This is a genomic window from Pseudoalteromonas sp. APC 3224 (assembly GCF_030407535.1).
Lineage (GTDB): Bacteria > Pseudomonadota > Gammaproteobacteria > Enterobacterales > Alteromonadaceae > Pseudoalteromonas.
The window spans coordinates 39,856-65,735 of record NZ_JASDDF010000006.1 but is presented as its reverse complement, the minus strand read 5'-3'; the positions used below and the strand labels follow the sequence as shown (position 1 = coordinate 65,735).

23 protein-coding genes and 1 pseudogene are annotated in these 25,880 nt (G+C 40.8%); 12 read left to right on the top strand and 12 right to left on the bottom strand.

Translation table 11 applies throughout. From position 1 onward, the window contains the following. Positions 1–15: 15 nt before the first annotated feature. Genes phoU through QL989_RS04535 form a run of 4 tightly spaced genes read right to left on the bottom strand, consistent with a single transcriptional unit; the run spans position 16 to position 5,508 of the window. Positions 16–717 (bottom strand): phosphate signaling complex protein PhoU, encoded by a 702-nt coding sequence (phoU, locus tag QL989_RS04550; RefSeq protein WP_008114815.1) that lies wholly within the window; start codon positions 715–717, stop codon positions 16–18. Between the two features lie 44 nt (positions 718–761). Then, complete coding sequence (pstB, locus tag QL989_RS04545) at positions 762–1,589, bottom strand: phosphate ABC transporter ATP-binding protein PstB (RefSeq protein ID WP_008114812.1); 828 nt, start codon at positions 1,587–1,589, stop codon at positions 762–764. A 19-nt stretch (positions 1,590–1,608) separates the two neighbouring features. Further along, positions 1,609–3,258: a phosphate ABC transporter permease PstA gene (gene pstA / locus QL989_RS04540; protein ID WP_290168596.1), complete on the bottom strand. Its 1,650-nt coding sequence runs from the start codon at positions 3,256–3,258 to the stop codon at positions 1,609–1,611. 15 nt (positions 3,259–3,273) lie between these two features. Beyond that, positions 3,274–5,508, bottom strand: a complete 2,235-nt coding sequence (locus QL989_RS04535; protein ID WP_290168593.1) for an ABC transporter permease subunit — start codon at positions 5,506–5,508, stop codon at positions 3,274–3,276. 421 nt (positions 5,509–5,929) lie between these two features. On the opposite strand from QL989_RS04535, the gene QL989_RS04530 reads away from it, so the two are divergent. Next, entirely contained in the window at positions 5,930–6,436 is a 507-nt protein-coding gene (locus tag QL989_RS04530; protein ID WP_010391731.1) for an ACT domain-containing protein, read from the top strand. Between the two features lie 70 nt (positions 6,437–6,506). Here QL989_RS04530 and QL989_RS04525 read toward each other — a convergent pair whose 3' ends face one another. The 7 genes and pseudogenes from QL989_RS04525 to QL989_RS04495 all read right to left on the bottom strand — a co-directional run bounded on the left by QL989_RS04525 (position 6,507) and on the right by QL989_RS04495 (position 15,439). After that, on the bottom strand, positions 6,507–6,962 hold the full coding sequence (locus QL989_RS04525; protein WP_138606602.1) for a hypothetical protein: 456 nt from the start codon (positions 6,960–6,962) through the stop codon (positions 6,507–6,509). A 144-nt stretch (positions 6,963–7,106) separates the two neighbouring features. Beyond that, the gene (locus QL989_RS04520; protein ID WP_290168588.1) at positions 7,107–10,223 is read right to left on the bottom strand and encodes an efflux RND transporter permease subunit; all 3,117 of its coding nucleotides are present in this window, start codon (positions 10,221–10,223) and stop codon (positions 7,107–7,109) included. An 8-nt stretch (positions 10,224–10,231) separates the two neighbouring features. Further along, a complete protein-coding gene (locus QL989_RS04515) occupies positions 10,232–11,731 on the bottom strand; it encodes an efflux RND transporter periplasmic adaptor subunit (RefSeq protein WP_290168586.1) in 1,500 nt (499 codons plus the stop codon). Continuing rightward, a pseudogene (locus tag QL989_RS04510) lies at positions 11,721–12,961 on the bottom strand (TolC family protein). The gene QL989_RS04515 and the pseudogene QL989_RS04510 overlap by 11 nt, the downstream one beginning before the upstream one ends. Positions 12,962–13,064: 103 nt before the next feature. Beyond that, positions 13,065–13,439, bottom strand: coding sequence for a hypothetical protein (locus QL989_RS04505; protein ID WP_024601952.1), 375 nt, complete (start codon positions 13,437–13,439; stop codon positions 13,065–13,067). 63 nt (positions 13,440–13,502) lie between these two features. Continuing rightward, on the bottom strand, positions 13,503–14,111 hold the full coding sequence (locus QL989_RS04500; RefSeq protein ID WP_290168584.1) for a paraquat-inducible protein A: 609 nt from the start codon (positions 14,109–14,111) through the stop codon (positions 13,503–13,505). Positions 14,112–14,164: 53 nt separating this feature from the next. Then, positions 14,165–15,439 carry an HDOD domain-containing protein gene (locus tag QL989_RS04495; RefSeq protein WP_290168581.1) on the bottom strand — a complete coding sequence of 425 codons (1,275 nt, stop codon included), beginning with the start codon at positions 15,437–15,439 and terminating at the stop codon, positions 14,165–14,167. 267 nt (positions 15,440–15,706) lie between these two features. Between QL989_RS04495 and QL989_RS04490 the strand changes: the two genes are divergently transcribed. Continuing rightward, a complete protein-coding gene (locus QL989_RS04490; protein WP_290168579.1) occupies positions 15,707–16,273 on the top strand; it encodes an alkylphosphonate utilization protein in 567 nt (188 codons plus the stop codon). Positions 16,274–16,408: 135 nt separating this feature from the next. Then, positions 16,409–17,215, top strand: a complete 807-nt coding sequence (locus QL989_RS04485) for an META domain-containing protein (protein ID WP_290168577.1) — start codon at positions 16,409–16,411, stop codon at positions 17,213–17,215. A 335-nt stretch (positions 17,216–17,550) separates the two neighbouring features. Here the strand turns inward: QL989_RS04485 and rlmJ are convergent, their stop codons facing one another. Then, positions 17,551–18,390, bottom strand: coding sequence for a 23S rRNA (adenine(2030)-N(6))-methyltransferase RlmJ (gene rlmJ / locus QL989_RS04475; protein WP_290168575.1), 840 nt, complete (start codon positions 18,388–18,390; stop codon positions 17,551–17,553). 238 nt (positions 18,391–18,628) lie between these two features. Here rlmJ and QL989_RS04470 point away from each other — a divergent pair, with 238 nt between their 5' ends. From QL989_RS04470 to QL989_RS04430, 9 genes are all read left to right on the top strand, one after another. Then, positions 18,629–18,859: a hypothetical protein gene (locus tag QL989_RS04470; RefSeq protein WP_008113449.1), complete on the top strand. Its 231-nt coding sequence runs from the start codon at positions 18,629–18,631 to the stop codon at positions 18,857–18,859. After that, complete coding sequence (locus tag QL989_RS04465) at positions 18,859–19,164, top strand: cell division protein ZapA (protein WP_010391716.1); 306 nt, start codon at positions 18,859–18,861, stop codon at positions 19,162–19,164. Before QL989_RS04470 ends, QL989_RS04465 begins: the two co-directional genes overlap by 1 nt. 55 nt (positions 19,165–19,219) lie before the next feature. Continuing rightward, complete coding sequence (locus QL989_RS04460; protein ID WP_290168573.1) at positions 19,220–20,239, top strand: MBL fold metallo-hydrolase; 1,020 nt, start codon at positions 19,220–19,222, stop codon at positions 20,237–20,239. Between the two features lie 56 nt (positions 20,240–20,295). After that, positions 20,296–21,744: a transglycosylase SLT domain-containing protein gene (locus QL989_RS04455; protein ID WP_290168571.1), complete on the top strand. Its 1,449-nt coding sequence runs from the start codon at positions 20,296–20,298 to the stop codon at positions 21,742–21,744. A 66-nt stretch (positions 21,745–21,810) separates the two neighbouring features. Next, a complete protein-coding gene (locus tag QL989_RS04450; protein WP_290168568.1) occupies positions 21,811–22,299 on the top strand; it encodes a peptidylprolyl isomerase in 489 nt (162 codons plus the stop codon). Between the two features lie 21 nt (positions 22,300–22,320). Then, positions 22,321–23,049, top strand: coding sequence for an SDR family oxidoreductase (locus tag QL989_RS04445; protein WP_290168566.1), 729 nt, complete (start codon positions 22,321–22,323; stop codon positions 23,047–23,049). Next, positions 23,046–23,885 carry an amidohydrolase family protein gene (locus tag QL989_RS04440; protein ID WP_290168564.1) on the top strand — a complete coding sequence of 280 codons (840 nt, stop codon included), beginning with the start codon at positions 23,046–23,048 and terminating at the stop codon, positions 23,883–23,885. The genes QL989_RS04445 and QL989_RS04440 overlap by 4 nt, the downstream gene beginning before the upstream one ends. Before the next feature lie 48 nt (positions 23,886–23,933). After that, on the top strand, positions 23,934–25,496 hold the full coding sequence (locus QL989_RS04435; protein WP_290168561.1) for a S41 family peptidase: 1,563 nt from the start codon (positions 23,934–23,936) through the stop codon (positions 25,494–25,496). A 3-nt stretch (positions 25,497–25,499) separates the two neighbouring features. Beyond that, a complete protein-coding gene (locus QL989_RS04430; RefSeq protein WP_249363145.1) occupies positions 25,500–25,880 on the top strand; it encodes a hypothetical protein in 381 nt (126 codons plus the stop codon).

The window sequence follows — 25,880 nt, the reverse complement described above, 5'->3', positions numbered from 1 at the left end:
TAGTTATTCGTATCACTACAGTGATTTTTCAATATCTTCTTGAGATGTATGACGAATATCTTTACCGTTTACAAAATAAATGACATATTCAGCGATGTTTTGACAACGATCACCGATACGCTCTAATGAGCGAACAGACCATACTAAATCCATGATTTTTGGAATTGAGCGCGGATCTTCCATCATGTACGTCATTATTTGACGGGTGATAGCTTCATACTCTCTATCTACTTTAGCATCCTCTTTATGCACTTCAAATGCACGTTGCACATCCATACGTGCAAATGCATCTAAAACGTCATGCAGCATTTTAGATACTTGGCGACCCATATTTTCAATATTTACTAATAAATCTTGTTGATCCTTAGTAAATGAGTCTAGTGCAACTTTAGCAATTCGCTTAGCTTCATCACCAATTCTTTCTAAATCAGCAATGGTTTTTGCTATTGCAATTACTAAACGTAAATCACTGGCTGCCGGTTGGCGCTTAGCAATAATACGGGTGCAATCTTCATCAATACTGACTTCCATTGCATTAACTTTGTAGTCGTTTTCACGTACTTTTTGTGCCAATACCGCATCGTTTTTGCTAACTGCATCAAGCGCGCTATTAAGTTGTTGCTCAACCAACCCACCCATACTCAGTACATGGTTTCGCACATCTTCTAACTCTTGGTTAAAACGACCAGAAATATGTTTATTAATGTTGTGTTCCATAATGACCTTCTTTAATAATTCATTGTTTTAGCGTTTTAACCCGACTAGCCGTAGCGTCCGGTAATATAATCTTCAGTTTTTTTCTTCGTTGGTGTGGTAAATAAGGTATTGGTATCTGAATACTCAATGAGCTCACCCATATACATAAACGCGGTTTGATCAGATACCCGCGCTGCTTGTTGCATGTTATGAGTAACAATAACCACAGTAAATTTATTCTTTAAATCATTAATTAGTTCTTCAATCACTAAAGTTGAAATCGGGTCGAGTGCTGATGTTGGTTCATCAAGTAATAATACTTCTGGCTCTATCGCAATTGAGCGAGCAATAACTAAACGCTGCTGCTGACCGCCCGATAAACCAAATGCGCTATCGTGAAGTCTGTCTTTTACTTCATCCCAAAGAGCCGCACCACGTAGCGATTGCTCTACCACTTCATCAAGCTTACGCTTTTCTTTAATCCCTTGCAGGCGAAGACCGTAAACCACATTCTCGTAGATTGATTTAGGAAACGGGTTTGGACGCTGAAACACCATGCCAACATTACGACGAAGCGCAGCAACATCTACGCTTTTGTCGTAAATATTTTGCCCGTGCAGCATTATTTCGCCTTCTATGCGACAAATATCAACCAAGTCATTCATACGGTTAATACAACGCAGCAAAGTTGACTTACCACAACCCGACGGACCGATAAATGCCGTTACTTGGCCTTTCGGAATGTTCATATTTACTTTACTCAGTGCTTGTTTATCACCGTAGTAAAGGTCGAGATCTTTAATTTCTAGCGCTTTTTGTTCGTCTGTTAAATTATTTAAATCTAACTTCAAGCTTGGCTTTGCTTGGTTTACTTTTGGAGCGACTGTAATCATGTTTGTTACCTATACTAAATTAATGCTCAAGCGATCTGAATTTTTCACGTAAATGGTTGCGTATACCAATGGCGGTGATGTTAAGGGTAATAATAACCGACACTAACAAAAAGGCCGTTGCATATACCAGCGGACGCGCCGCTTCAACGTTCGGGCTTTGAAAGCCAACATCGTAAATATGAAAACCTAAGTGCATGAACTTTCTGTCTAAATGTATATATGGGAAGTTACCATCAAGCGGTAACGTTGGCGCCATTTTTACCACACCCACCAGCATAAGCGGTGCAACTTCACCCGCAGCACGAGCAACCGCTAAAATTAACCCCGTCATAATTGCAGGGCTGGCCATAGGAATAATGATTCGCCATAGCGTTTCTACCTTAGTCGCACCCAGTGCTAATGAACCATCGCGCACTGTACTAGGAATACGAGATAAACCTTCTTCGGTTGACACTATTACCACAGGCAACGTTAATATAGCCAAGGTAAGTGCCGACCACATCACGCCAGGTGTACCAAATACAGGCGTAGGCGATGACTCTGGATAAAATAATTGGTCAACACTACCACCAACCATATAAACAAAGAAACCTAAGCCAAATACGCCGTATACAATAGACGGAACACCCGCCAAATTAATAACCGCAATACGGATCATTTTAGTAATTGCGTTTTTAGCCGCATACTCATGTAAGTAAATAGCAGCAACCACGCCAAATGGCGTTACAATCACAGCCATTAACATCACCATAAATACCGTACCAAAAATAGCAGGAAATACGCCACCTTCGGTATTGGCTTCACGTGGGTCATCTGAAACAAACTTACCTAACTGCACAAAGTAATGACCTAGTTTAGCAAAAAAGCCCATGTCGTTTGGAAACCATACGTCCAACACTTGATATAGCGGGATTGTAACAACCTCACCACGCATATCTTTTACGGTTACTTGGTCACGTTTAGCTTGTTTACGCAGTGCAAATAGCTCTTTTTCTAATTCGCCATATTTCGTACGTAAATCAGCACGCGCTTGAGCAAGTTCAGCAACACGCTCGTCGGTTAGCTCATTATCAAGCAAATAGGCTTTTTCCTGTAAACGTAAACGCTCTAGCTCATAGTTAATATGCCCTATGTCGCCATTTTGCAAATCAAGCGCTTCGTCGTTTAAGTCAACCGCACGCTCTACAAGGTCATGTAAGGTTTCAACTTTATCAGCTGTTACCGTTTCGCCATCTTTAATGACGCTCTCTACATACCCATAAAAGTTACCGTTTTTACTACGCTCAAACACCGCGAGCGCTTTGGGCGCTGAACTTTGTTTAATATCGGTTTCGAGTATCCAGCGAAAATCTAAATCAACATACTCACGGTTACCTGTTTTAATCAGTAAACGCTCAACCTCGTCTTTTTCAAATTTAGAAACATCAATACCCGTTGCCGCTAAGCGCGACTTAGGTACTAATTCACGGTCATAAATTTCACCAATAACGGTTTGCTTAGCAATTGAACCTTCAAGCTCATACTGCATAACTTGAGATGGCCAAAAAAAGCTTAGTCCCTTCCATGCAATCATGGCGAGTAAACCAATTACTGAAATTAAACTGATGCTGACAGCACCACCGGTCATCCAAATCCAAGGAGAACCAGACCTAAACCACTGCTTTACCATGTCGTGTTTCTCCACTTACATTGAGCTGTATTTTTCACGCAGCTGCTGACGAACAAACTCAGCAACGGTGTTGAAAATAAAGGTGAATATGAATAATACAAAGGCGGCTAAGAATAGAATTCGGTAATGCGAACTCCCTACTTCCGACTCAGGCATTTCGACGGCGATATTAGCGGCTAAGGTACGCATGCCTTGGAAAATACTCCAATCCATAATTGGGGTATTACCGGTAGCCATAAGTACAATCATAGTCTCGCCTACGGCACGACCTAAACCCATCATTACCGCAGAAAAAATACCTGGGCTGGCGGTTAATAACACCACACGAATTAGGGTTTGCCACTGCGTAGCACCTAATGCTAACGAGCCATTTGATAAATGTTTAGGCACACTAAATACCGCATCTTCGGCAATTGAGAAAATAGTGGGAATAACCGCAAAGCCCATCGCGATACCCACTACTAATGAATTACGCTGATCGAAGGTCATGCCTAATTCATTAGTTAGGTATTGACGCACATTGCCATCAAACATCCATAACTCAATACTTTCGCTCATCGCAAACGACAACCAACCAATAAATAACACCACTGGTATTAATAAAATTGAATGTGAGCCTTCAGGGATTTTATGGCGAATAACCGCAGGTAATTTATTCCAGCCTAAAGCGGTTGCTAAAATACCCAATGGCAGTAACACCAGCAAACCAACAATAGCCGGCAAGTGCTCTTCAATTAAAGGCGCTAACCACAAGCCAGCTAAAAAGCCGAGTATTACCGTAGGCAGAGCTTCCATTATTTCAACCGTTGGCTTTACCACACGGCGCAATTCGCTCGACATAAAATAAGCAGTATAAATAGCGGCTGAAATAGCAATAGGTACAGCAAATAACATTGCGTACATAGCAGCTTTTAAAGTACCAAATGAAATTGGCACTAATGAAAACTTCGATTCAAAATCATCACTGGCAGAAGTAGATTGCCAAATATAACCCGGCTCTGGGTAGCCTTCGTACCATACTTCTTGCCAAAGCGCTGACCACGTTACTTCTGGATGCTCGTTATGAATTTCTAAAACCGTCAGCTTGTTATCAGCTAAAATTAGCGCCGCATTTGAACGCGGAGCAATAGCAAACTGTTCAATTTCACCATCACTGACTTTACCTTGCCATAACTTTGCTTCACTGGTGGTGTAATAAAGCCCTAATTCACCATTTTGACCCGTTGTAAAAAAGGTACGACGATAAAATTCAGTAAAAATATTCAGCTTGCTTTGTTTGGTAGTTTCAAACGAACGGATTTTTTGAAATTCACGCCCTGAGTCTGTATTGATTTCAAACCACTGGGATATTTCACCGTTATCATTGGCCAACATCAGTGAGTTTGCACCAGCCAATAGTTGTGATGACACTATATTCGCGTTTTCTTCATTGGCAGATAATAATTGAATTTGCTCAACTTCACTTGGATAGCGGGTATCGAATACGTAAATTTGATTGGCAGAACGAACAAATGTGCGAGTGGTATCTGGCGACATTAATAGCTCATCTACGCGACCATCAACGTTAAGTTCAGTGCGTTCCACTTGCCATTCGACTTCACCAGTAAACATATTTTCTTCGGCAACAAAGCTACTAAATACCACACGTTTATCGGCAGTAAGTGCCACAACGGCTGTTTTGTCTTCATAATGGCTAAAGGCAAAACGCTTAATAGCTGCACCTTGCTCATCAACTTCGAGTGCCATTTCACCCAGAGGATAACCTAAACGCGGAGTTAATTTACGTTCATTATTAGGGAAGGTGACTAAAAACTTAGGTGCGACAATAGTTACGGTGCCATTTTCAAGGCCATACGCATAATGCCCTTGAAAAGGAGCACTGTTTGCAAAACTGGTTACCCGCGCGGATAAAGTGGCATTAAGTGTTTTTAGTTTTTTACCAAACTTTGCTTTATCAACACTGTAGAAGTTAACTTGACCTTGATCATCAAGTAAATATGCAACCTCAGTTTGCTCCTCGACACCAAGCCCTACAATTTGCTCAGCATTAGCAACATTAAAGCTAGCGCGCTTTTCAACTTTGGCTGACTCGAAAATGGGCTGCACTACATAAAGAAGGTAAAAGAAGATCAATAGCAGCGCTATTAATACCATTATACCGCCTGCGGTTATACCAAACTTAGCAAACCGGTCTTTAAATAGACGGCTTCGATCCGTATTAAAAGTCGGTTTATTCGGATTTGAAGTCATCAAAACACCCTTATATCTTAACGTTGGGCGCATTATATTTCATCAAAGTGACAGTAATGTTACAGTCGTAATAATTCTTTACTTATAGAGAGTCTGTTCATCTTTACAGATTAAATTTACAGCTTTTTGAGCAGGTTTTAGGCAAAATTACAACTTAAAATAATACTAAAGAATTATTTATTTTAGTGGTTATATTTATTTTTGCGTTATTAATGAACTAAATCAATTATTAATTGGACAAACTATTTATCCAAGACAATACTCAATGGGCATCTAATATAACAATAATAAAGTAACCTCCTAAGATGTAACAATCCTTTTGTGGTTAGCTTTTACATACATTTAGAATCAAATACATTAGATCGCATCACTTAATGCCTATGCATTTATTTTTTCATTTGGGCTTAAAAAGAGAACTATTATGAAGCAGTTGGTAATAACTATTTTAGGGGAAGATCGCCCCGGTTTAGTAGAAAGTATTTCATCGGTTATATTAGAAAACCATGGCAATTGGTTAAGCAGTAACTTGAGTCACTTACTCGGTCACTTTGCAGGCATTATACAGGTTGAAGTGGCTGAAGAGCATTTACAGACATTTCAAAATGCGCTCAATGGGCTTCCTAAGTTAGATGTTCGCATTGAAAAGGGCAACACTGAAATTGAGCCTGTAGAGCTTGAGCAACTTAATTTTGTGATCACCGGTAACGATCGCCCAGGTATAGTGCAAGAGCTAGCAAGTGTTATTCGCCATAAAGGCGCGAACATTACAAACTTAAACTCTAGGCAGCAAAGTGCGCCAAACTGGGGAGTGCCTATATTTAGTGCTGTTGCCACCGTGAGCCTACCTAACGGATTAAATAAAGAAGAAGTTATTAATGCACTTGAGTCAATTACAAGTGACTTAGTAGTGGATGTAGAGCAAAGCTAAATCTGCCCTACTAGTATGAACACGAAAAAGGCGCTAATTACAGCGCCTTTTTTATGCATAACACCCAGTGCTACATATCTACATGACGATTAATACTTTGCATCATCTGCTTCAGACCTTGCTCTTCGAGCTGTAAGATCTCCCCTAGCTTTTCTTGAGCCTCTGGTGACTGCGCTTTATCTGCCAAATAACTATATGCATTTAATACTTTTTGATGCTGCTGAGATAAATACTCTTGAATCGCTAATTCATCTAGCTCATTACTGCGATCTAAATCAGTAAAGCTAATGATTTCTGAGTGCTCTGAAAAATATTCATAACAATATGTATCTAAAGTATTTATTTCAGTGATTGCTTTAAACCCGATTAAATCCTCAGCAAGTTTTTTTTCATACTCAACACAATAATCAATTAACTGTTTGTTATGCTCTCCAAGTAAATCCCTTACGCTAAAAAAATTAGCCGCCATTTGTGTATGAAACTGAACGGTCCAATCGAACACTTCTTGAATTGTTTTAACTTGCATGTGCGTTCCTTACTTTTTAAAACTATTGATTAAATAGATGCGTGAATCATGCCAATAAGAAATTCAACAAAATCAGTAGATAAAGAAAAGATTGCCTAACTTGTACTGATATTTTCAGTACAAGTTACATAATCAGTGTAAATATTATAGGTTGCGCTTTCGCCACAATAAATACACAGCAGGCAATACCAGCAATGTTAAAACAATGGCGCTAAACATACCGCCGACCATAGGAGCGGCTATTCGACTCATTACTTCACTGCCCGTGCCTGTACCATAAAGCACCGGTAATAAGCCAATAACTATGGTTGCCACTGTCATCATTACCGGACGTACTCGTAGACCCGCACCTTCTAGTATCGCCTGTTTAAGCTGCTCTATACTCAAGCTTTTACCAATTTTAGAAGCAGCCTCTATCTGCGCTTTATAGGCTTGATTTAAATACACCAACATTATAACGCCTATTTCTACGGCCACCCCAGCAAGGGCAATAAAGCCGACTCCTACAGCAACAGAGAAGTTAAAGCCCTCTAAGTACATTAGCCAGATACCTCCTATCATCGCCAGTGGTAAAGTCGCCATAATAATAAATACCTCGGTGAAACTTCTAAAGTTAAGGTAAAGCAATACTACAATAATGGCTAAGGTCAGCGGCAACACATAACTCAGTTTGGCTTTGGCACGCTCCATATATTCGTATTGCCCAGCCCAAGTTATAGAGTATCCAGCAGGTAAAATTAGCTGCTCATTTAGTAACTGCTGAGCATTTGCTACATAGCTACCAATATCTGTATCTTTAATATCAATAAAGCTCCAACCATTTAAACGGGCATTTTCACTTTTTATCCCAGGCGGGCCATCACTAATAAATACATCCGCCACATCAGCAAGTGCGATACGTTGACCCGTTGGAGTAACAATAGGTAAAAGCATCAGTTCTTCAGGGGAGTCACGGTACGCTTGCGGATAACGAAGATTTACAGGGTAGCGCTCTTGACCCTCAACCGTTTCAGTCACGTTCATGCCACCAATTGCGGTTGCGACTACTTGTTGCACATCAGCAATATTTAAACTGTAGCGCGCTGCTTTTTCACGGTTAATATCTACCTTAATATAACGTCCACCCGCTACACGCTCTGAGTAAACAGACGCCGTACCGGGAAGATCTTTAAGTAATACCTCTATTTGTTGACCTATTTTTTGAATTTCATTCAAATTAGGGCCCGCGACTTTTATACCCACAGGGGTTTTAATCCCTGTAGCCAGCATATCTATCCGCGTTTTAATTGGCATTACCCAAGCGTTTGTGAGTCCTGGGAGCTTTACTAAAGCATCCAGCTCTTGCTTGAGCTTTTCAGTGGTCATGCCTTCGCGCCACTGCTCCTTAGGCTTAAACTGTATAAAGGTTTCAATCATGGTCAGTGGTGCCGGATCGGTTGCCGTTTCCGCTCGTCCAATTTTACCAAATACGGTTTTTACCTCGGGCACAGTGGCAATCAATTTATCGGTTTGCTGCAATAGCTCGCGCGCTTTACCTATTGAAATTCCTGGGTAAGTAGTCGGCATATACATTAGATCACCTTCATCAAGAGGTGGAATAAATTCACTGCCTATTTTATTTACCGGATAAAAGCCCACTAAAGTGATAGCTAGTGCAATCAGCAAGGTGCTTTTTGGAAATTTTAGTACTAGGTTTAACAGCGGCTTATAACTATTTACCAGTAAACGGTTAACTGGGTTTTTATTTTCAGATATCACCTTACCCCGAATGAAATAACCCATCAGCACGGGTACTAAGGTAATTGCTAAGCCAGCAGAAGCTGCCATTGCATAGGTTTTTGTGTACGCTAATGGCGCAAACATTCGCCCTTCCTGAGCTTCTAAAATAAATACCGGCATAAAGCTCACGGTAATGATTAATAAGCTAAAAAATAACGCAGGCCCAACTTCACTGGCAGAGTCAATCACCACTTGCCAACGGTTTTCATCTGTTAGCGGTTTTTTCTCCATATGCTTGTGCATGTTTTCAATCATCACAATCGCACCATCAGTCATAGCACCAATCGCAATAGCAATCCCGCCTAATGACATGATATTGGCGTTAATTCCCTGCCAATACATAATAATAAAAGCGGTGAGTATACCTAACGGTAAGGTAATAATAGCCACCAGCGATGAGCGTATATGAAATAAAAACACCACACACACTAAAGCCACTACAATAAGCTCTTCCATTAATTTAGAGGTGAGGTTATCAACTGCGTCTTTTATTAAGTGAGAGCGATCGTACACAGGTACAATTTCAACCCCCTCTGGTAGCCCTTTTTTAAGTGACTCTAATTTAGCTTTAACGAGCTCTATGGTTTTTTGCGCGTTTTCACCAAAGCGCATAACCACTACGCCACCTGCCACCTCGCCTTCGCCGTTAAGCTCGGCAACACCGCGGCGCATTTGCGGACCTAAACGCACATTAGCAACATCACGTAACTGTAGTGCAGTACCGTTAGCGTTTATACCTAAAGGAATGGCTTCTAAATCAGCAACACTTTTTACGTAGCCAGTACTGGTTACCATGTATTCAGCTTCTGCCATCTCAACTACCGATGCACCCATTTCTTGATTGCCTTGCTTAATGGCAGTTTGAATAAGGCTTAGCGGAATACCATAAGCACGAAGCTTATCGGGCTGAACGTTTACTTGGTATTGTTTGACCATGCCGCCTACCGATGCCACTTCGGACACACCGGGTACAGTTTGCAGTTCAAATTTTAAAAACCAATCTTGTAAACTGCGTAATTGGCTGATGTCATGCTTACCTGTGGTATCAGTGAGTGCATATAAATACACCCAGCCAACTCCTGTGGCATCCGGGCCTAGCTCTGCAATTGCCGTATTGGGTAAACGCGCAGATACTTGACTTAAATATTCTTGAACACGACTTCGCGTCCAATATAAATCGGTGTCTTCGTCAAAAATAACGTACACGTAGGAGTCACCAAAAAACGAAAAACCGCGTACTGTTTGCGCCCCTGGTACCGATAACATCGCCGTGGTTATAGGAAATGTGACCTGATCTTGCACTACTTGCGGCGCTTGCCCTGGGTAAGATGTTTTAACAATAACCTGTACATCAGATAAATCGGGTAAGGCATCTACTGGGGTGTTTTTTACAGCATACAAGCCGCCACCAATCAATATAGCGGTCAGTAACAGTACAAAAAAACGATTAACAACAGACCAGCGAATAATTGCAGTAATCATAACCACTCCTACTCGTGCTGACTGTGCATAGCGTGCACAGAAGTCATTGTATGGATCACAAACTCACCTTGCTCAATACTAAAGGTAAATGTAACTTCATCATTTAGCTTAAACGTCTCAATGGTTACATTTTTTGCTAACACAAAGTCCATAGTTGCAGGTCCGCGCCCCCACTTTTCAATCGCTTCACGGCTAATATTCATAACCCGCGTGCTAGGGTCAATGCTGTTGATAACCCCATTCACAGTAGCCATGCTTGGGTCACTATCACTCATTGCCATGGTGCTGTGCGAAGGGGCTTGCATACGCTTAAAGTCAGAGCTTTTACTCGACTCTGAATCAATTAAAAACTGCGCAGAAGTAACCACTTCATCTTCAGCCAAAACACCCGATAAAATCTCAGTATGAGTCGCATCGCTTCGCCCTAAGGTTACTTCAACCGATTTAAAACGCCCCTCACCAAGCGCAATTACAATGCGGTTTTGGCTACCAGTGCGAATAACCGCCTCTTTAGGCACAATTAACTGCTTTTCAGCTTTTTGGCTATGAATACTCACTTGCGCAAACATATTTGGTTTTAACTGATGACCTTGGTTATTAAAGCGCAAACGCACTCGTAAAGTACGATTTTTAGCATCTAAAGTAGGGTAAATATAATCCACTTGCCCTTGCCAACGTTGACCACTTAAATAATCGAGTGTCATGGTTACCGGTAAGCCAACACGGATCAGCTCAGCTTGGCGTTCAAATACCTCAGCCTCAACCCACACTTCGTCAAGCTGAGCAATACTCATCATTGATGTATCTGGTTTAACGTAAAACCCTTCACGAATATTAAGCTCATCAACAACGCCACCTTGGCGAGAATAAAAAGTAATATTTTGTAGCACTTGCTGACTTTTTTGTAAGCGTGAAATAAAACCCTCAGACACATTAAGCGATTTTAAACGTGCTTTAGCCGCCCGAATTAACACCGGATTATTGCGCTTTAACGCTAAAACAAACTCTTCTTGGGCATTGACTAATTGCGGTGAATACAAGGTATAAAGTGGCTCATCTTGTTTAACCTGATCGCCTGCTGCCTTCACATATAATGTCTCTACCCAGCCCTCTACCCGCGGATGAATATGAATGAGCTGGTCTTGGTTATACTGTACATAGCCTACCGTGTTGACTTCATTTTCCAGCACTGCAAACTCCACCGGTGCCGTGCGTACACCTAAGTTATTAATCACGGTAGGTGAAATTTTAACACTGCCGGGGCCTTCATTTGCATCACTGTCTGACTCTTCATAAACAGGCACTAAATCCATACCCATAGGTGATAAACCCGGTTCATCACGACGATAATTACTGTCCATTGGTGCCACCCAATAAAGCGGCTCTTTTTTACTACTGGTTTTGTCATTGCTTGGCATAGTGTGCTCAGCTGGCAAGCTCAATAACACCCCGGCCGTCAGCGCTGCACTGCATATAGCCACCAATGACAATTTTAAATTAGTATTCATAGGTTAGCTCCTGCTGTGATAAGTTTTTTAAGCTGGCGTCATCAGCACTGGCGTAATAATTTAACCGTGCAATAATAATTTTTTGATCAACATGAATATTAAGTGCGTCTATTTTGGCATTTAATTCGCTGATCCGCGCTTGCATCACATCCGAAAAATTACCATCATCGCGAGTATAAGCATTAAGGGTCGCTTGGGATTGCTCGGCCATTTGCGGCAATAATTTAGTTTTATAGAGCGCTGCTCGCTGACTTAATCGTGTTAGTTGGCTGACTTCCTTAAAGTACATTCCTTGTAGCTTTTTAAGGGCAATTAATTTTTGTGTTTTAGCTTCTTCGCTATCAGCAATGGCAGCATTTACTAGTTGATCTTGGCGATTATCGGTAAATAGCGGTAAATCGATACTCACTCCCACAGAGAAAAGGTCTGCTCGCGAGCCCCCCATTGGCATATCATCACGATAACCATATCCCATATTCACACCAATTTGCGGTTTATAGCCTTGCTCAGCCACACTGATTTGAGTTTACTTTGCCTCTATTGCATCATCAATCGCCATAATAGCGGGGTGCTTTAATAGCAATGCCATTAATTGCTGAAACTCTAACTCCGCGTAGTTTTTTAACGCTGAAACCTGTGAAAAGTCCTCACCAACAGGCTGGCTTAGCATGTCGATGGGCAACCATTGTGCTAACCGCTTTTTAGCACCTTGTAGCTGTTGATCAAGTTGCATTAGTTTATCTTCAAGGCGGGTTAGCTCTAATTGCGCACGAATAATATCTTAAGTGCAATAGTTCGCTGCGCTCTGAACGCATTGAGCCATGACTCGGTCACTGTGGTTTTTACCTGCGCGAGTCTATCTTTACGAAGCCAAGGCTCTGCCGCAGCCGACTGAGACAGTGCCTTTTGCTGCAATGCTAAACTATCGCCTCGGCTTAACGATTGGCTAATTCCTACTTTAAATTGGGTCATATTTTCTTGATCAAAAGCAAAACCATTAGTGGGTAAGTTCATTAACCCTAGCGTGAGTACCGGATCAGGTAAGGTACCTGCGGCAATACTTTTTGCTTCAATTGATGCTTGTTTTTGTTTGCTGGCTTTAAGCCAAGGCTCATGGTTTAAGGCATAGTTAATTGCCTCATTTAAACTCAGTTCAGCACTGTGTACAGAGACACTAATGCTCAACAAGCTGCTCACACAAACGGCTTTTAATACTGCGAAGTGATTCATCACTTGCTCCACTTAAATTTAAAAAATAAAAAACGATTAAATTTTTAAGCAGATAGATGACAAAAAGCTAAATGGCTAGATTTTGAATACACCTATCCTGCGGTTATGCAGGCATAGGAGGACGATAAAGAGATCGTGCAAAATTAGGTTGGCGCTGCATGACAGCAAGGTGCACTTTTTCAGAGGATAATTTGGAAGCTATAAATAGCGAGTTTACATGCAAGGCCGAATGCGAATTACAAGCACTCATCGGGCAACTGCAATCTTGGGTTAACGTGCTTTGCTCACTACAGCAATCCATAGACATGGTTGTTGTATCAGCGTCGTCACTCATTGCCATTTCACTATGCTGCATCGATGCATGGGTTGCCATGTTCATATGCGGCATATCACATACCATAGATACAGACGCAACAGCTTGACCCACAAAAGTGAGTAACAAAGTTAGCGTGAGTAAAATACAGTAAATACGTTGCAATGAATTAACCTAATAATAAATAGACATTTAAAGTTTATGGTAACTGCGTTTAAAACTCAATCATTAACTGGTTTTTACCACTGGCTTTATCAAGCTACTAGCCGCAATGGCGAACAAGCAATAGCCGGTAAAATACCAAAAACCAGTACCAAACTCAGCATGCATATTAAGTAAATCTTCTGAGTTCGCGTTTGCATTACCAGCCATGTAAGCCACTATTAATGCAATAACAAACACATCCACCATACTCCATTTACTTAAACCGATAATCACCTTACCAAGATTGTGCTTAAACGAAGTCTCCTTCAGCACACAATACAACAATTGAAGCAGCAGCTTAATTGTTGGGATCACCATTGAAAAAAACGCCACTAATATCGCCACTAAGTAGTTTTTGTTATCGGCCAGTTCGTTAACGGTGCCCCAAATACTACGCGTTTTTTGATAAGCGCTGATCTCGCCTTCAAGTTTATCTAACCCCAACATACTCGAGACCATCATTAGCATATTACGGGTGTTTTGATTCCTTTCATCTGCCAACATTTCAATACCGGCTTGAGCAAGTTTAGACTTATCAATTTTACCTTCCATACTCAGTACGGGCTGAGTCACCCCGGGAATTAATAAAGCTAAGGCAATTAAAATAGTGGTAATAGGTAAAAATAAACGCATGGTGTAATACTAAGTAAAATCAATATGTGCCAATCATACCCAAACGTTTTGCGTTAGTCTTGCTCAATAATGGTGGCTAATAACTCATCCGCATATTGGCGTGCATCTAACATGGCTGTATACACCAGCTCTATATTTGATGCAGGTCGAATAGTCTCTAACAACTTTTTAGCCAATTGCCAATTATCTTCCTCTACCGCTTTTATTAAATGTAAAGAATTACCCATCATGCCATCAAAACTTAATAGTGCACCGGATAACTCAGCCCCTAAACTAAACTCTTTAGCAATAGCTTCCAGCTCCATATCTAAAATAGCATCAAGCACCGACATCAAGCCGACTAAATAGCCTTGCTCTGCAATAATCTTTCCGCCAGGCTCTAAAATCAATTGCATAAACTGCGCTCTACATAAACCTAAACGAGTAAGTTCACTAGGTTTGTCTGAGCCAAGTTCGCTCAGCGCCAGTACTCGTACAAACTTTCTAATAGAATCTTCCCCTAAATACACAACCGCTTGTGGAATTGACGTAATCACTAAATTTTTATTAGCAGAGCGAGCATTAACTAGTTTGAGAACACGTGCGGTTAAACCCACATCTTTAGAAATACGTTGATTAATTTCGTTAAAATCCAAATCAGGACGAGATGTGCAGCGCAATAAATCAAAAACCGCCATTTTTAACGGCTCAACATTACCGTAACTGAGCATTTCTGGCCGTGCAAAAAAGAATCCTTGAAAGTAATCGCATCCAGCTTCTTTAAGCTGCCTAAATTCGTCATACGTTTCGATTCGCTCTACCACTATTTTAACCTCAGGGTGATTGCGTTTGAGCTTTTTAAGTAGCATGGTGGTTTTTATTATAGGCTCTTCTACTTCAAGCTTTATATAATCAACCAAACTGAGCAAAGGTTGCCATTTTTCATGCGCGTCATAATCATCTAACGCAAATACATACCCTGCTTTTTTTAGCTCAGTTACTCGTTGAGTAACAAGCTCGATATTTTCAGTACGCTCAACAATTTCAATTACAGTATTTTCAGGCTGTAATAATGTAGGTAAATCCTCTAAAAGCCCTTCGCTAGATAGGTTTATAAACACGGTCTGATTAAGCGCCAGCTTTTCCACCCCAACCAGCATTAACGCATTAAAAAAAAGTCGCCCAGTGGCCTGCCCGTCGGTTGTTCCCGCAGGAAAGGCATTATTAACTGAATCGCGATAAAGTAACTCAAAGGCAAAAATGCTTCTATCAGCATGAAAAATGGGTTGCCTAGCAATATATTGAGTGACCAAAATAGATGAATTTTTTACGTCTGGATTATTTGGCATTACCCTTCCTGTTTTGCAGTGATGTAAGCGTTATTTTTATTGTTATACCTAACCAGTATAGTGAAACTTTAAAGACTTGCTGCAATTTTAATTCGAATAAAAAACAAGCAACTAAGCCTAAATTTATATTCTTAAAATAAAAACCTTTATTAACCTTATTTTTTATAAGGTTTTGCTGCTATCAGCCGCTCTGAGCATACCCAAAGGTTATGGTTATAAGGTATAATGCGATTATAAATTTTTTATAAACTCACAAGAGCCCCTAATATGAGCATTAAACAAGCCTTAATAGAGCGTAGCAACAACCAATGTGAACTCTGCGCAGCAACAGATAACTTAACTGTATACGAAGTACCTCCAGTTACCGAAGCTCATTCAGATAAATGCATTTACACCTGTCAAACATGTAAAGATCAAATTGAGGGCACCAGCGATTTAACTCCTACTCATTGGCATTGTTTAAATGACAGCATGTGGAGCCAAACACCGGCGGTACAAGTTGTTGCTTATCGCATGCTGACACGACTAGCAGCCGATAATGGCTGGGCACAAGACGCACTTGATATGATTTACCTTGAAGAAGATACATTAACATGGGCTCAGCAAGCGCTTGCTGAAGATGATGATATTAAACACATTGATAGTAATGGCGTAGTGCTACAAGCTGGCGACACCGTTACGTTAATAAAAGATCTAGATGTGAAAGGTAGTAGCTTAACAGCAAAACGCGGTACTGCTGTGCGTAATATTGGCTTAACCAGCAACCCAGAACATATTGAAGGGCGTGTTGATGGACAACGTATTGTAATTTTAACTAAATACGTTAAAAAATAAGTAACGAATCAAGGCGCCTAGCGTCTTTTTTTATATCTCAACTTTCTGTATTGGCTGTATTTACAAGTTAAGCGATGATTAAGTAACTTAGCCGTATGCTACTGTTTATATCCGTAATTATATCTAGGAACTGTTATGTTCTCACCAAAGCCAAACTCAATCTTAAAGTCGGTTGCAGGCCTATGTTTTTTAGCAAGTGGCACACTTATGCTTAGCGCATGTAACGATGACACCGCACAGCAAAATAGCGCTGTGAAACAAACAACAGCCTCTCTACCAGTACAAGTTAGCTACCTAGATCGCAGCCTATTAGCGCCTAATTCACAGCTAACCGTTACCTTGGTTGATGTGTCAAAAATGGATGTAGCAGCAACCGTTATTTCTGAGCAGGTAATTGATTTAGTAGGCGCACCTCCGTATAAAGTAGAGCTTGAATACAACCTTGAAAAAATTGATCCAGCCCATCGCTACAGCGTGCGCGCAACCATTAATAATCAAGGAAACTTACTATACACCAGCACAACAAGTAACTCGCCTTTTGCTAATACGGCCTCATCAGAGCCTTTAGAAATTATTGTTTCAAAAGTAGCGCCAAAGCCAGACGTTGACTTAGTAAATACCTACTTCAAAGCCGTTTCAATCGACGGCAATCCCGTTGAAGTGAATACTAAAGAGCCATTTATTCAATTTAATAGTGACAACACTGTGCACGGTTTTTTAGGGTGCAATAACTTTAATGGCGGTTATGAAGTATCGAAGCAAACGGTTACTTTTACGCAGTTAGCTACCACGCAAAAAATGTGTCATGAAAATATGGAACAAGAAAGCGCGATGGCGGCTGTGCTTCAGGCAGCAACGCAATGGCAAATTAATGGTGAAAAATTAGTATTACAAAATGAGGCAGGCAACCAACTTGCTACCTTTAACGCTGTTTACTTTTGATTAAGCGTAACAATACTCCGCATCTAAGCAGATCAGTATAAAGCCTAGTTAAACTAGGGTCTGTTGATCTTTCAAGGTTAAATTTGCAGCAGTCTGTTTGGTATTTAGGCAAGGCAGAGCCTATGTGGTGTGGTTATTCCCCATAAATAGGCGATAACGCAGCATCAATGCCAAACAGGCGCTGCCCGAAGGGTTCTGCCTAAGGGCGATTTACTCTTTGTTGCTCGGTTTTTACTTAGCCCACTAGGTTACAAACCTCCCGCCGCGATTAAACCGCCCCTAGTTTGAACAAATTTTAATCCGCAAAGGTCAACAGACCCTAGGCTTTTTTATTTTTATTCGGCAACTAACTGCTCGCTACGGTAAAAACCACTAGGCTTACTCAACAAGTTTACTAGTTCAGGTAACACGTCATCCATCGTTTGTTTCAGCTTCCATGGTGGATTTATCACTATCATTCCAGAGGCGGTCATACCATGTACTTCTGTATCTGCTTCGGTACCTAATTCAAATAATTGAATATTTTTAATTCCCGCGTCAATTAAACCCTGCTCCATATTATCAATACGTTCTCTGTCCACAACCGGATACCAGATCATATATGTACCCGTCGCAAAGCGTTGGTGGGCTTTGACAATGGTTTGTACTACCGTATTGTAATCGTCTTTTATTTCATAAGGTGGGTCTATTAACACACAGGCTCTGCGTGAGGCTGGTGGTAACAGGCCAATTAAGCCTGCAAACCCATTTTCGCCGCGTACACGAATAGATCGCTTACCTTGCATGTTTTCTTCAAGTAAGACTAAATCTCGCGGATGCAACTCAAAAAACCAGCCCTTATCTTGGCGGCGCAAAAAGTGTTCGGCGATTTTTGGTGAACCTGGGTAAAACGCCAGAGACGAACTTTCATTAAACGATTTTATTAACTCAATGTAGTCATTTAAGGCACCGTGCTGACTAGTATGTTGCCAAAGTTTTTCTATGCCATCTTGGTACTCTTGGGTTTTTTGCGCGTCTGGTGCTGACAGCTCAAAAAAACCAGCACCCGAATGCGTATCGATATAGTCAAGCGGCTTATCTTTTATTGTTTGATAACCCAGCACTTGCGCTAACACTAAATGTTTAAGTACATCGGCAGGGTTACCCGCATGAAAGGAGTGTCTGTAACTAAGCATTATTTATTTTCGCCATACGCTGTTTAATAAAATTAGTGAACCATAAAGCACACTGCTTTGGCAATCGTCACAGCAAAAGCGGGTGTTTACGTGAACCATTTCTGAATGAAAAAGCCAATAGCATGAATTATCCCTTAACATAGAATAAAAATCACCTAAAACCAGCGTAAATGCTGGCAAATAAACACACTTTGCTTTACATTTGCATGACATTAATTACAGTTATATGAGCGCATTTATGAACAACAATACTCTTCAACAACTCGAACAACTGATCGACCAACTAATTACCCGTAATAATCAGTTGCAAACTGATATTACAGAGCTTAAAGAGCAAAACAGTAAACTGCTTGATGAAAATGAGTTATTACAGTTAGAGGCCCTTGAAAATGAAGAAAAACAAAAAGATGCAAGCACCACCTTGTCATCATTATTAGATAAATTACAAAGCGCACAACAGGCAAGCTAATGTCTGAGCTGCAAAACCAGCGAGTCACTGTTGAATTGCTTGGTAAAGAGCAGCAATTTGCTTGTCCGGCTGGGCAAGAAGAGGCACTAAAAGCGGCCGCCAAAAATCTGAATGATTTAGTTGAACAAATGAAACAACGTTCAACAGTCAGAAACGATCAAAAAGCATTACTTATGGCTGCTTTGAATTTAAGCCACGAATTGCTTGAAGCAAAAACTCAAAAATCAGTTGAGCTTGAGCATCAAGATCAATTGATTGATAAGTTGAGTCAATACTTAAGCTCAAACTCTGAACACACTAAATAAAAGCGCATTTTGCGCTTTTATTGTTTTTACCGTCAAAATATAGCTAGAGAAAAAGATGCAACCACTTTTAACTAAAGCTCAAAAAATAGGTAAGTGCTTACTGCCTTTAATCTGCCTATTTATACATGCAAAAAGCAATGCAGCAGTTGAGTGGCAATCGTTATCGGCTAATATTCAATTTATCAAGCAGCCAGATAGATTACGTTTTTACGACTCTAACCAAGTGTTAATTCAGGGCAGTGAGTGTGCCTTACTGGTAGATGCCAGTGGTAACTTTGCAGCAGTAGAACAACTGGTTACCAAACTAAAACAACAGCTAAAGACGCCTTTATGTTACTTAGTTGCCACTCATTTTCATGACGATCACTTACTGGGCATGGCGGTTATGCAGCATTACTTCCCAGACGCAAAACTGATTTCTCACCAACAAGTCGCTAACGACTTTTCGCGTTATCAGCAAGCATTAACAGATAAGCTAGAGGGGTTCGAAAAAAGCATTGAGCTGAGCTATCAGCGATTAGCCACCTTACCCGATGCTGAGCAAACTCAATGGCGAGAAAAGCTCACTCGCGCTAAAACACGCCTATTTCGCTGGCAGAATTATCAACTAACACCACCAAAAATGAGTATTAGTGAGCCTAAAACATTAGATTTAGGAAATTATGTATTAACTATCAACCCGTATCAGGCACATACTAATGGCGATTTAACATTACTTGCTGACAAGGGTAAAACCTTAATAGGTGGTGATATCATTGACTGGCTCCCCTACCCAGGGCATGGCAAGCTTAAGCAATGGCAAAGTTTATTAAAAAAATATATAAATAATAATTCGCTGTCACTTTTTATTCCTGGCCATGGCAATTTAGTCGATAAAGTTAAATTAAAACAGTCACTCACGTTTTTAGAAGCAATTACGGAGCATGTTAAAAACAACCCTGAAGCCAGTATTGAGCAATTACAAAAAAACTTCCCAAGTGAAGCACTAAAACCTTACCAACAAGAACCACTTGATATAAAATCAAGTAACTTATTTTTGCAATCGGGATTACTTCGCGCTAAAAACAGTCAATAACTGAACACAATGGATTGTGTTAAAATATGGAAATATATTTTTTAAAAAGGAACAAAATGCGTCACCTGATCTTATGCTTTGCCATTGTATTGCTATGTAGCTGTAAAACCACACAGCCAGAGATCATTGCGCCTGTAGTCCCTGCACCTGTAGAGCAAAAAACCGCACAATCAAACACGCCGACCTCTACAAACACCAAAAAAATCATTAATAAAAAAACAATGCCTAAAGCCCTAAAAGTAACTCAACCAACTGACTTATGGGCACATATTGCTGATAACTTACATTTACCGGTTGAGCAAAATCAGGCGTTAAAGAAACGCATTAACTGGTATTTAAAACAACCGAATTATTTAAAAATAGTGTCTCGCCGTGCAGAGCCTTTTTTATACCATATAGTAAAAAAAGTAGAGCAAAAGCAGCTCCCCATGGAACTGGCATTACTGCCATTTGTAGAAAGTGGCTTTAGACCTACCGCCCGCTCAAGTGAGCACGCTGTGGGTGTATGGCAACTGGTTGCAGCAACTGCACATCATTTTGGGGTTAAATCAGATCAATGGTACGACGGACGCCAAGATGTATTGGCCTCAACCGATGCAGCACTAGATTACTTAAGCTATTTACATAAACGTTTTGATGGTAATTGGTTGCATGCACTTGCGGCCTATAACACCGGTGAAGGCCGAGTTAAACGCGCTATAAAGCGCAATAAAAAAAGAGGTAAATCAACTGATTTTTGGGCATTAACCCTACCAAAAGAAACCGCTGACTATGTACCAAAACTGTTAGCACTAAGCTATTTAGTAAAGCACCCTAAAGCAAAGTTTAAACGGCCAAAGCTTCCTTACAAAGCACTGACCACCTCGTTAAATGTGGCAAAACAGTTCGACTTTTCAATTATGGCCAAGCTCTCTGGCATGGGTGTAAAGCAACTACATGCCCTCAATCGAGGTTATTTAAAAAACCAAAGTTCCCCCCATGGCCCGCATACTTTGTTGCTTCCTATTGAGCAACAAGCTTTACTAAAAAACCGTTTTTTTAAAGCCAATTTTGCAGGCGAATACATAGTCAAAAAAAATGACACACTATACGGTATTGCTAGGCATTTTGGCTTGCCTTTAAAGACACTAAAACAGCTCAATAATAAGCAAAATAACTTTATTGGTGTTGGCGAAAAACTTATTTTAGGAGAGCCTCAAACGTTACCTGAATCACTCACTATTAACTATAAAATAAGCCCTTACTTGGAACAAAAAGAGACCGTCATTCCAACCATCGAGGTAGATTACCACGTTAAGCCCGGTGATAACCTGTGGAATATAAGTCAGTTGTATGGCGTTGCTCATAGCGATTTAGCACGTTGGAATAAGTTATCAGCATCTAGCGTATTAAAGCCTGGGACTCAGTTAGTTTTATTTATACCCCAAGCTGCGACACCTAAAACCACACCGGCTAAAAAAGATCTGTTACTCGACTTACAAAATACATTAAATCATCCCCGTTAAGTTTCTAAAGCGCAGTATTTCGCGTAAAATTGCTTTTTAATTTATTTAAATCTTAAAGAGACATGCATGCAAATCAGTAAAAATTCGGCCGTTGAATTTCATTACACCCTTAGCGAAGCCGGTGAGCAAATAGAAAGTAGCCTTAACGACGCGCCATTAAGTTACATTCACGGCAGCGAAGGCATGCTACCCGGTTTAGAAACCGCACTTGAAGGTAAAACTGCTGGTGATAAATTTAGCGTAACGTTATCTCCAAGTGAATCATACGGCGAGCGTGTTGATGATTTAATTCAGCGCATTCCGCTTAAGCATTTACAAGGCGATGTAAAAGTGTGGAAGCCAGGTATGACTGCAATGGTGCAATCAAATCAGGGTCGCCATCAAGTGACTATCGTAAAAGTAGGCCGCTTTAATGCTGATTGTGATTTAAACCACCCATTTGCTGGTAAAACACTGACCTTTGATGTTGAGATTGTATCCGTTCGTGAAGCAACAAGCGAAGAAATCTCTCATGGCCACGTTCATGCTGAAGGTGATTGCGGCCACGCACATTAATTGCTAATTAGAGGAACAAGTATGTCAAAAGTTGCAATAGTAACCGGTGGCTCTAAAGGCATTGGCTTTGCTGTAGTACAGCGATTATTAACTAACGGCTATCAGGTTCATAACTTAGATATTGAGCCCAGTGAGAGTGGTGTTTTTCATCAATGTGATGTTAGTGATGTAACCGCCGTACGCCAGTGTATACAGGCTATTATTGAAAAAACACAACGTATTGATGTACTTGTTTCAAATGCTGGTAAGCATCTAAGTGCCACAATTGAGCACACCGATGAAGCGACATTCGATGCGTTAATGGCACTGAATGTTAAAGGTGCGTACGCGGCTATACAAAGCGTATTACCAGCTATGAAAGCACAACAAGATGGCGCTATTGTGTTAATTGCCTCAGATCAGGCCATTATTGGCAAACAAAACTCATTTGCTTATAACTTAACTAAGCACGCATTGGCTTCAATGGCTAAAACCACCGCCTTGGATTACGCAAGCTTTAATATTCGCGCTAATGCAGTGTGCCCTGGCACCATAGAAACGCCGTTATTTCATAATGCAATTGATGCATATTGTAAAAGAAGTGGTGCTAACAAAGCCGATATTGTTGCAGAAGAAGCCGCATTACAACCGCTCAACCGTTTAGGTCAAGCCGATGAAGTTGCTGCACTGGTAAGCTTTTTAGTAAGTGCAGATGCCAGCTTTATTACTGGTAGCTTACAACGTATTGATGGTGGCTACACAGCACAATGAGTACTAAAATTATTGACCCGCATCTGCACTTTTTTAATTTGCCGGAGGGTCAATACACTTGGCTACAAGGTGCGAACCCACCAGCTTGGTCTAACTTAGATAAAATAAAGCAGCCCATCAGCGTTGCTGAACTGATCAAAAGTACTAACTTTGAACTCGCAGGTTTAGTGCACATAGAAGCTGGGTTTGATAATAACCAACCAGTTAAAGAATTAAACTGGTTAGCCAAACATATTAAAACTATACCTTATAAAGCAATTAGCTTTGCAACAATTAACCAGTCAAATAACGCATTTAAACTAGCGCTTCAGCAGCTAGATCATCACTCTCTTGTAGGCATTAGAGATATCACTGAAGGTCATGATGCCGAGCGCTTATTGAGCCCACAATGCCTTGATAACCTGCGGCACTTGAGCCAATTAAAGCTGCATTTTGAAGCCCAATTTGAAGTAGAAAACCTCAACATCACTGAGCGGCTCATTTCTTATGCCAACCAAGTTAGTGGTTTACAAATAATCATTAATCACTCAGGGCTTGCACACAACCTTGCTAACTGGGCAACTGCAATTGAACTACTTGCAAAACAGCCTAATGTTGCGATTAAGTTTTCAGGTTTTGAATTACTCATGCTTAATAGCGAGCAGCAAAACCAATGTTTTAAACATATTTTAAAGCATTTTGGTATGCAAAGAGTGATGTTTGCTAGCAACTTCCCCGTGTGCCAAATTAATATTAACTACAACGAGTTATGGCAACATTATCGCAGCCTGTGTAGCGACGATCTTACATGGCAATATTTGAGTTACAAAAATGCTGCAAGCCTCTATCAACTCTAAATGAAAACCGCTATATTTAGCTCAACAGTTTAAAAAACGAGCATGCGTATGGCCATTTTTAATCCATCTTCTCTTAAATACACATTACTCTCTTGCTCGCTAGCCGCTGTATTAACAGGTTGTGGCGGTGGAGGTAGCGACAATGCGACCAACCCAACAACTAATAATAGCAGCTGGACTCCAGGTGTATTTGCCAGTTCAGGGCAATTTAAAGGTCAATGCCAAGCAATTAGTGAAAAAAACTGGCTACGCTCTTGGAGTAACGAAACCTACCTATGGTATGACGAAATTATTGATACCAACCCAGCATTAACATCAGGCGTTATTGATTACTTTAATACTTTAAAAACGGAGCAACTGACTGATTCAGGTGCGAAAAAAGATAATTTTCACTTTAGTTTACCGACCGATGAGTGGCAAAGACAAAATCAATCCGGTCTAAGCTTTGGTTATGGCTTTAATGTAAAAATAATTGCCGGTAGCGCGCCACGCCAAGCAGTTGTTAGCTACACCGAACCAAATACCCCAGCTAGTAATCAAAATATTATTCGTGGTTTTGAGCTTTTAGAAGTTGATGGCGTTGATTTTATTAACACCATCTCATCGAGTGAGGTAGATATTATTAATGCAGGTTTATTCCCCGAGCAAACGGGTAAAGTTACCGAGTTTGTATTTAGGGATATCAGTACTAATGAAAATCGCACAGTGACACTCACGTCTCAAAACATCGAATCGCAACCAGTAATGAATGTGCGTACCGATTTAGCCGCTGGTGATGTTGGTTATTTTCAGTTTAATAGCCACAACGCCATAGCCGAAACACAGCTTTACAACGCCTTTAACCAACTCGCTGCCAGTAGCATTAAAGATTTAATCATTGATGTGCGCTATAACGGGGGTGGGCTATTACAAATGGCTAGCCAAGTAGGCTACATGGTGGGGGGCAGTAACACGCAAGGCAAAATATTTGAACGCACCATATTTAATGATAAATACCCCAATACCAACCCCGTCACAGGCCAAGCACTGACGCCGATGCCTTTTACAAATCGTTTTGTCGGCTTTGAAAATAATCCTGCAATTGTAGCGGGCACGCCGTTACCCACCTTAAACTTAGAACGGGTATTTGTACTTACCACCAGCAGTACTTGCTCGGCTAGTGAGGCTATAATTAATGGGCTGCGCGGAGCAGATGTTGAAATTATTCAGATAGGCGCAGGCACCTGCGGTAAACCGTATGGTTTTTACCCTACCGACAACTGCGACACCACTTATTTTACTATTCAATTTACTGGCGAAAATAACAAAGGTTTTGGTGAATATTCAGATGGCTTCGCACCGCAAAATACCATTGATGACGCACGCCAACCGGTTCGTATTGCTGGTTGTGCTGTTGCCGATGACTTTACTAAGCGCTTAGGTGATGCTAGTGAAGACTTATTAAGTACAGCGCTGAGCTATAGAGAAAGCGGCAGTTGCCCTGCCCCAAGCTCAACAAATAGTGCTCTTGGTTTTGCGCCCACAATCGCCACCGATATGCCAGAAGTAGAAGATATGCGAATTCAAACCATGCTAAAACAAAATCTTATTCTTAGTGATAACATGAGATAAGCAATGAACAAATTATTAGTAATAAGCATGACTGCAGCGACATTAGGGTTAACGGGGTGCTTAGCACAAAGCTCAGAGCCCACACCTAAGTTGCAACATGCGTTACTAATTGAGCCCAATAGCGCTAAAGTAGCCGACGCAATTGCGCAACTGCTGCATAGCTCGCAGGTTCAATTAGCCGACGATGTTTTTGTCACCTCAAGCACAGTTACGCTTGAGCGACTTAATCATAAAGATCCTCAGGGAAATCCGATTATGGGCAAGCAGCTCAATATGCCGGATCAGTTTGAACTAATGATTAAAGGTAAGCAATGTTTTATCCGACATTTAGATAGTAAAGCTACCGAGCCACTACCTGGTGTTAGTTGCAAGGCGATATACTAA

What these genes read in the sequence shown, in the direction of transcription:
- QL989_RS04495 (WP_290168581.1), bottom strand. Translation starts at nt 15,439, where the DNA reads ATGCCAAATAATCCAGACGTAAAAAATTCATCTATTTTGGTCACTCAA.
- QL989_RS04470 (WP_008113449.1), top strand. Translation starts at nt 18,629, where the DNA reads ATGAACAACAATACTCTTCAACAACTCGAACAACTGATCGACCAACTA.
- phoU (WP_008114815.1), bottom strand. Translation starts at nt 717, where the DNA reads ATGGAACACAACATTAATAAACATATTTCTGGTCGTTTTAACCAAGAG.
- QL989_RS04450 (WP_290168568.1), top strand. Translation starts at nt 21,811, where the DNA reads ATGCAAATCAGTAAAAATTCGGCCGTTGAATTTCATTACACCCTTAGC.
- QL989_RS04445 (WP_290168566.1), top strand. Translation starts at nt 22,321, where the DNA reads ATGTCAAAAGTTGCAATAGTAACCGGTGGCTCTAAAGGCATTGGCTTT.
- QL989_RS04515 (WP_290168586.1), bottom strand. Translation starts at nt 11,731, where the DNA reads ATGAATACTAATTTAAAATTGTCATTGGTGGCTATATGCAGTGCAGCG.
- QL989_RS04430 (WP_249363145.1), top strand. Translation starts at nt 25,500, where the DNA reads ATGAACAAATTATTAGTAATAAGCATGACTGCAGCGACATTAGGGTTA.
- QL989_RS04525 (WP_138606602.1), bottom strand. Translation starts at nt 6,962, where the DNA reads ATGCAAGTTAAAACAATTCAAGAAGTGTTCGATTGGACCGTTCAGTTT.
- pstA (WP_290168596.1), bottom strand. Translation starts at nt 3,258, where the DNA reads ATGGTAAAGCAGTGGTTTAGGTCTGGTTCTCCTTGGATTTGGATGACC.
- QL989_RS04460 (WP_290168573.1), top strand. Translation starts at nt 19,220, where the DNA reads ATGCAACCACTTTTAACTAAAGCTCAAAAAATAGGTAAGTGCTTACTG.
- QL989_RS04500 (WP_290168584.1), bottom strand. Translation starts at nt 14,111, where the DNA reads ATGCGTTTATTTTTACCTATTACCACTATTTTAATTGCCTTAGCTTTA.
- QL989_RS04465 (WP_010391716.1), top strand. Translation starts at nt 18,859, where the DNA reads ATGTCTGAGCTGCAAAACCAGCGAGTCACTGTTGAATTGCTTGGTAAA.
- QL989_RS04520 (WP_290168588.1), bottom strand. Translation starts at nt 10,223, where the DNA reads ATGATTACTGCAATTATTCGCTGGTCTGTTGTTAATCGTTTTTTTGTA.
- QL989_RS04440 (WP_290168564.1), top strand. Translation starts at nt 23,046, where the DNA reads ATGAGTACTAAAATTATTGACCCGCATCTGCACTTTTTTAATTTGCCG.
- QL989_RS04455 (WP_290168571.1), top strand. Translation starts at nt 20,296, where the DNA reads ATGCGTCACCTGATCTTATGCTTTGCCATTGTATTGCTATGTAGCTGT.
- rlmJ (WP_290168575.1), bottom strand. Translation starts at nt 18,390, where the DNA reads ATGCTTAGTTACAGACACTCCTTTCATGCGGGTAACCCTGCCGATGTA.
- QL989_RS04530 (WP_010391731.1), top strand. Translation starts at nt 5,930, where the DNA reads ATGAAGCAGTTGGTAATAACTATTTTAGGGGAAGATCGCCCCGGTTTA.
- QL989_RS04485 (WP_290168577.1), top strand. Translation starts at nt 16,409, where the DNA reads ATGTTCTCACCAAAGCCAAACTCAATCTTAAAGTCGGTTGCAGGCCTA.
- QL989_RS04435 (WP_290168561.1), top strand. Translation starts at nt 23,934, where the DNA reads ATGGCCATTTTTAATCCATCTTCTCTTAAATACACATTACTCTCTTGC.
- QL989_RS04535 (WP_290168593.1), bottom strand. Translation starts at nt 5,508, where the DNA reads ATGACTTCAAATCCGAATAAACCGACTTTTAATACGGATCGAAGCCGT.
- QL989_RS04490 (WP_290168579.1), top strand. Translation starts at nt 15,707, where the DNA reads ATGAGCATTAAACAAGCCTTAATAGAGCGTAGCAACAACCAATGTGAA.
- pstB (WP_008114812.1), bottom strand. Translation starts at nt 1,589, where the DNA reads ATGATTACAGTCGCTCCAAAAGTAAACCAAGCAAAGCCAAGCTTGAAG.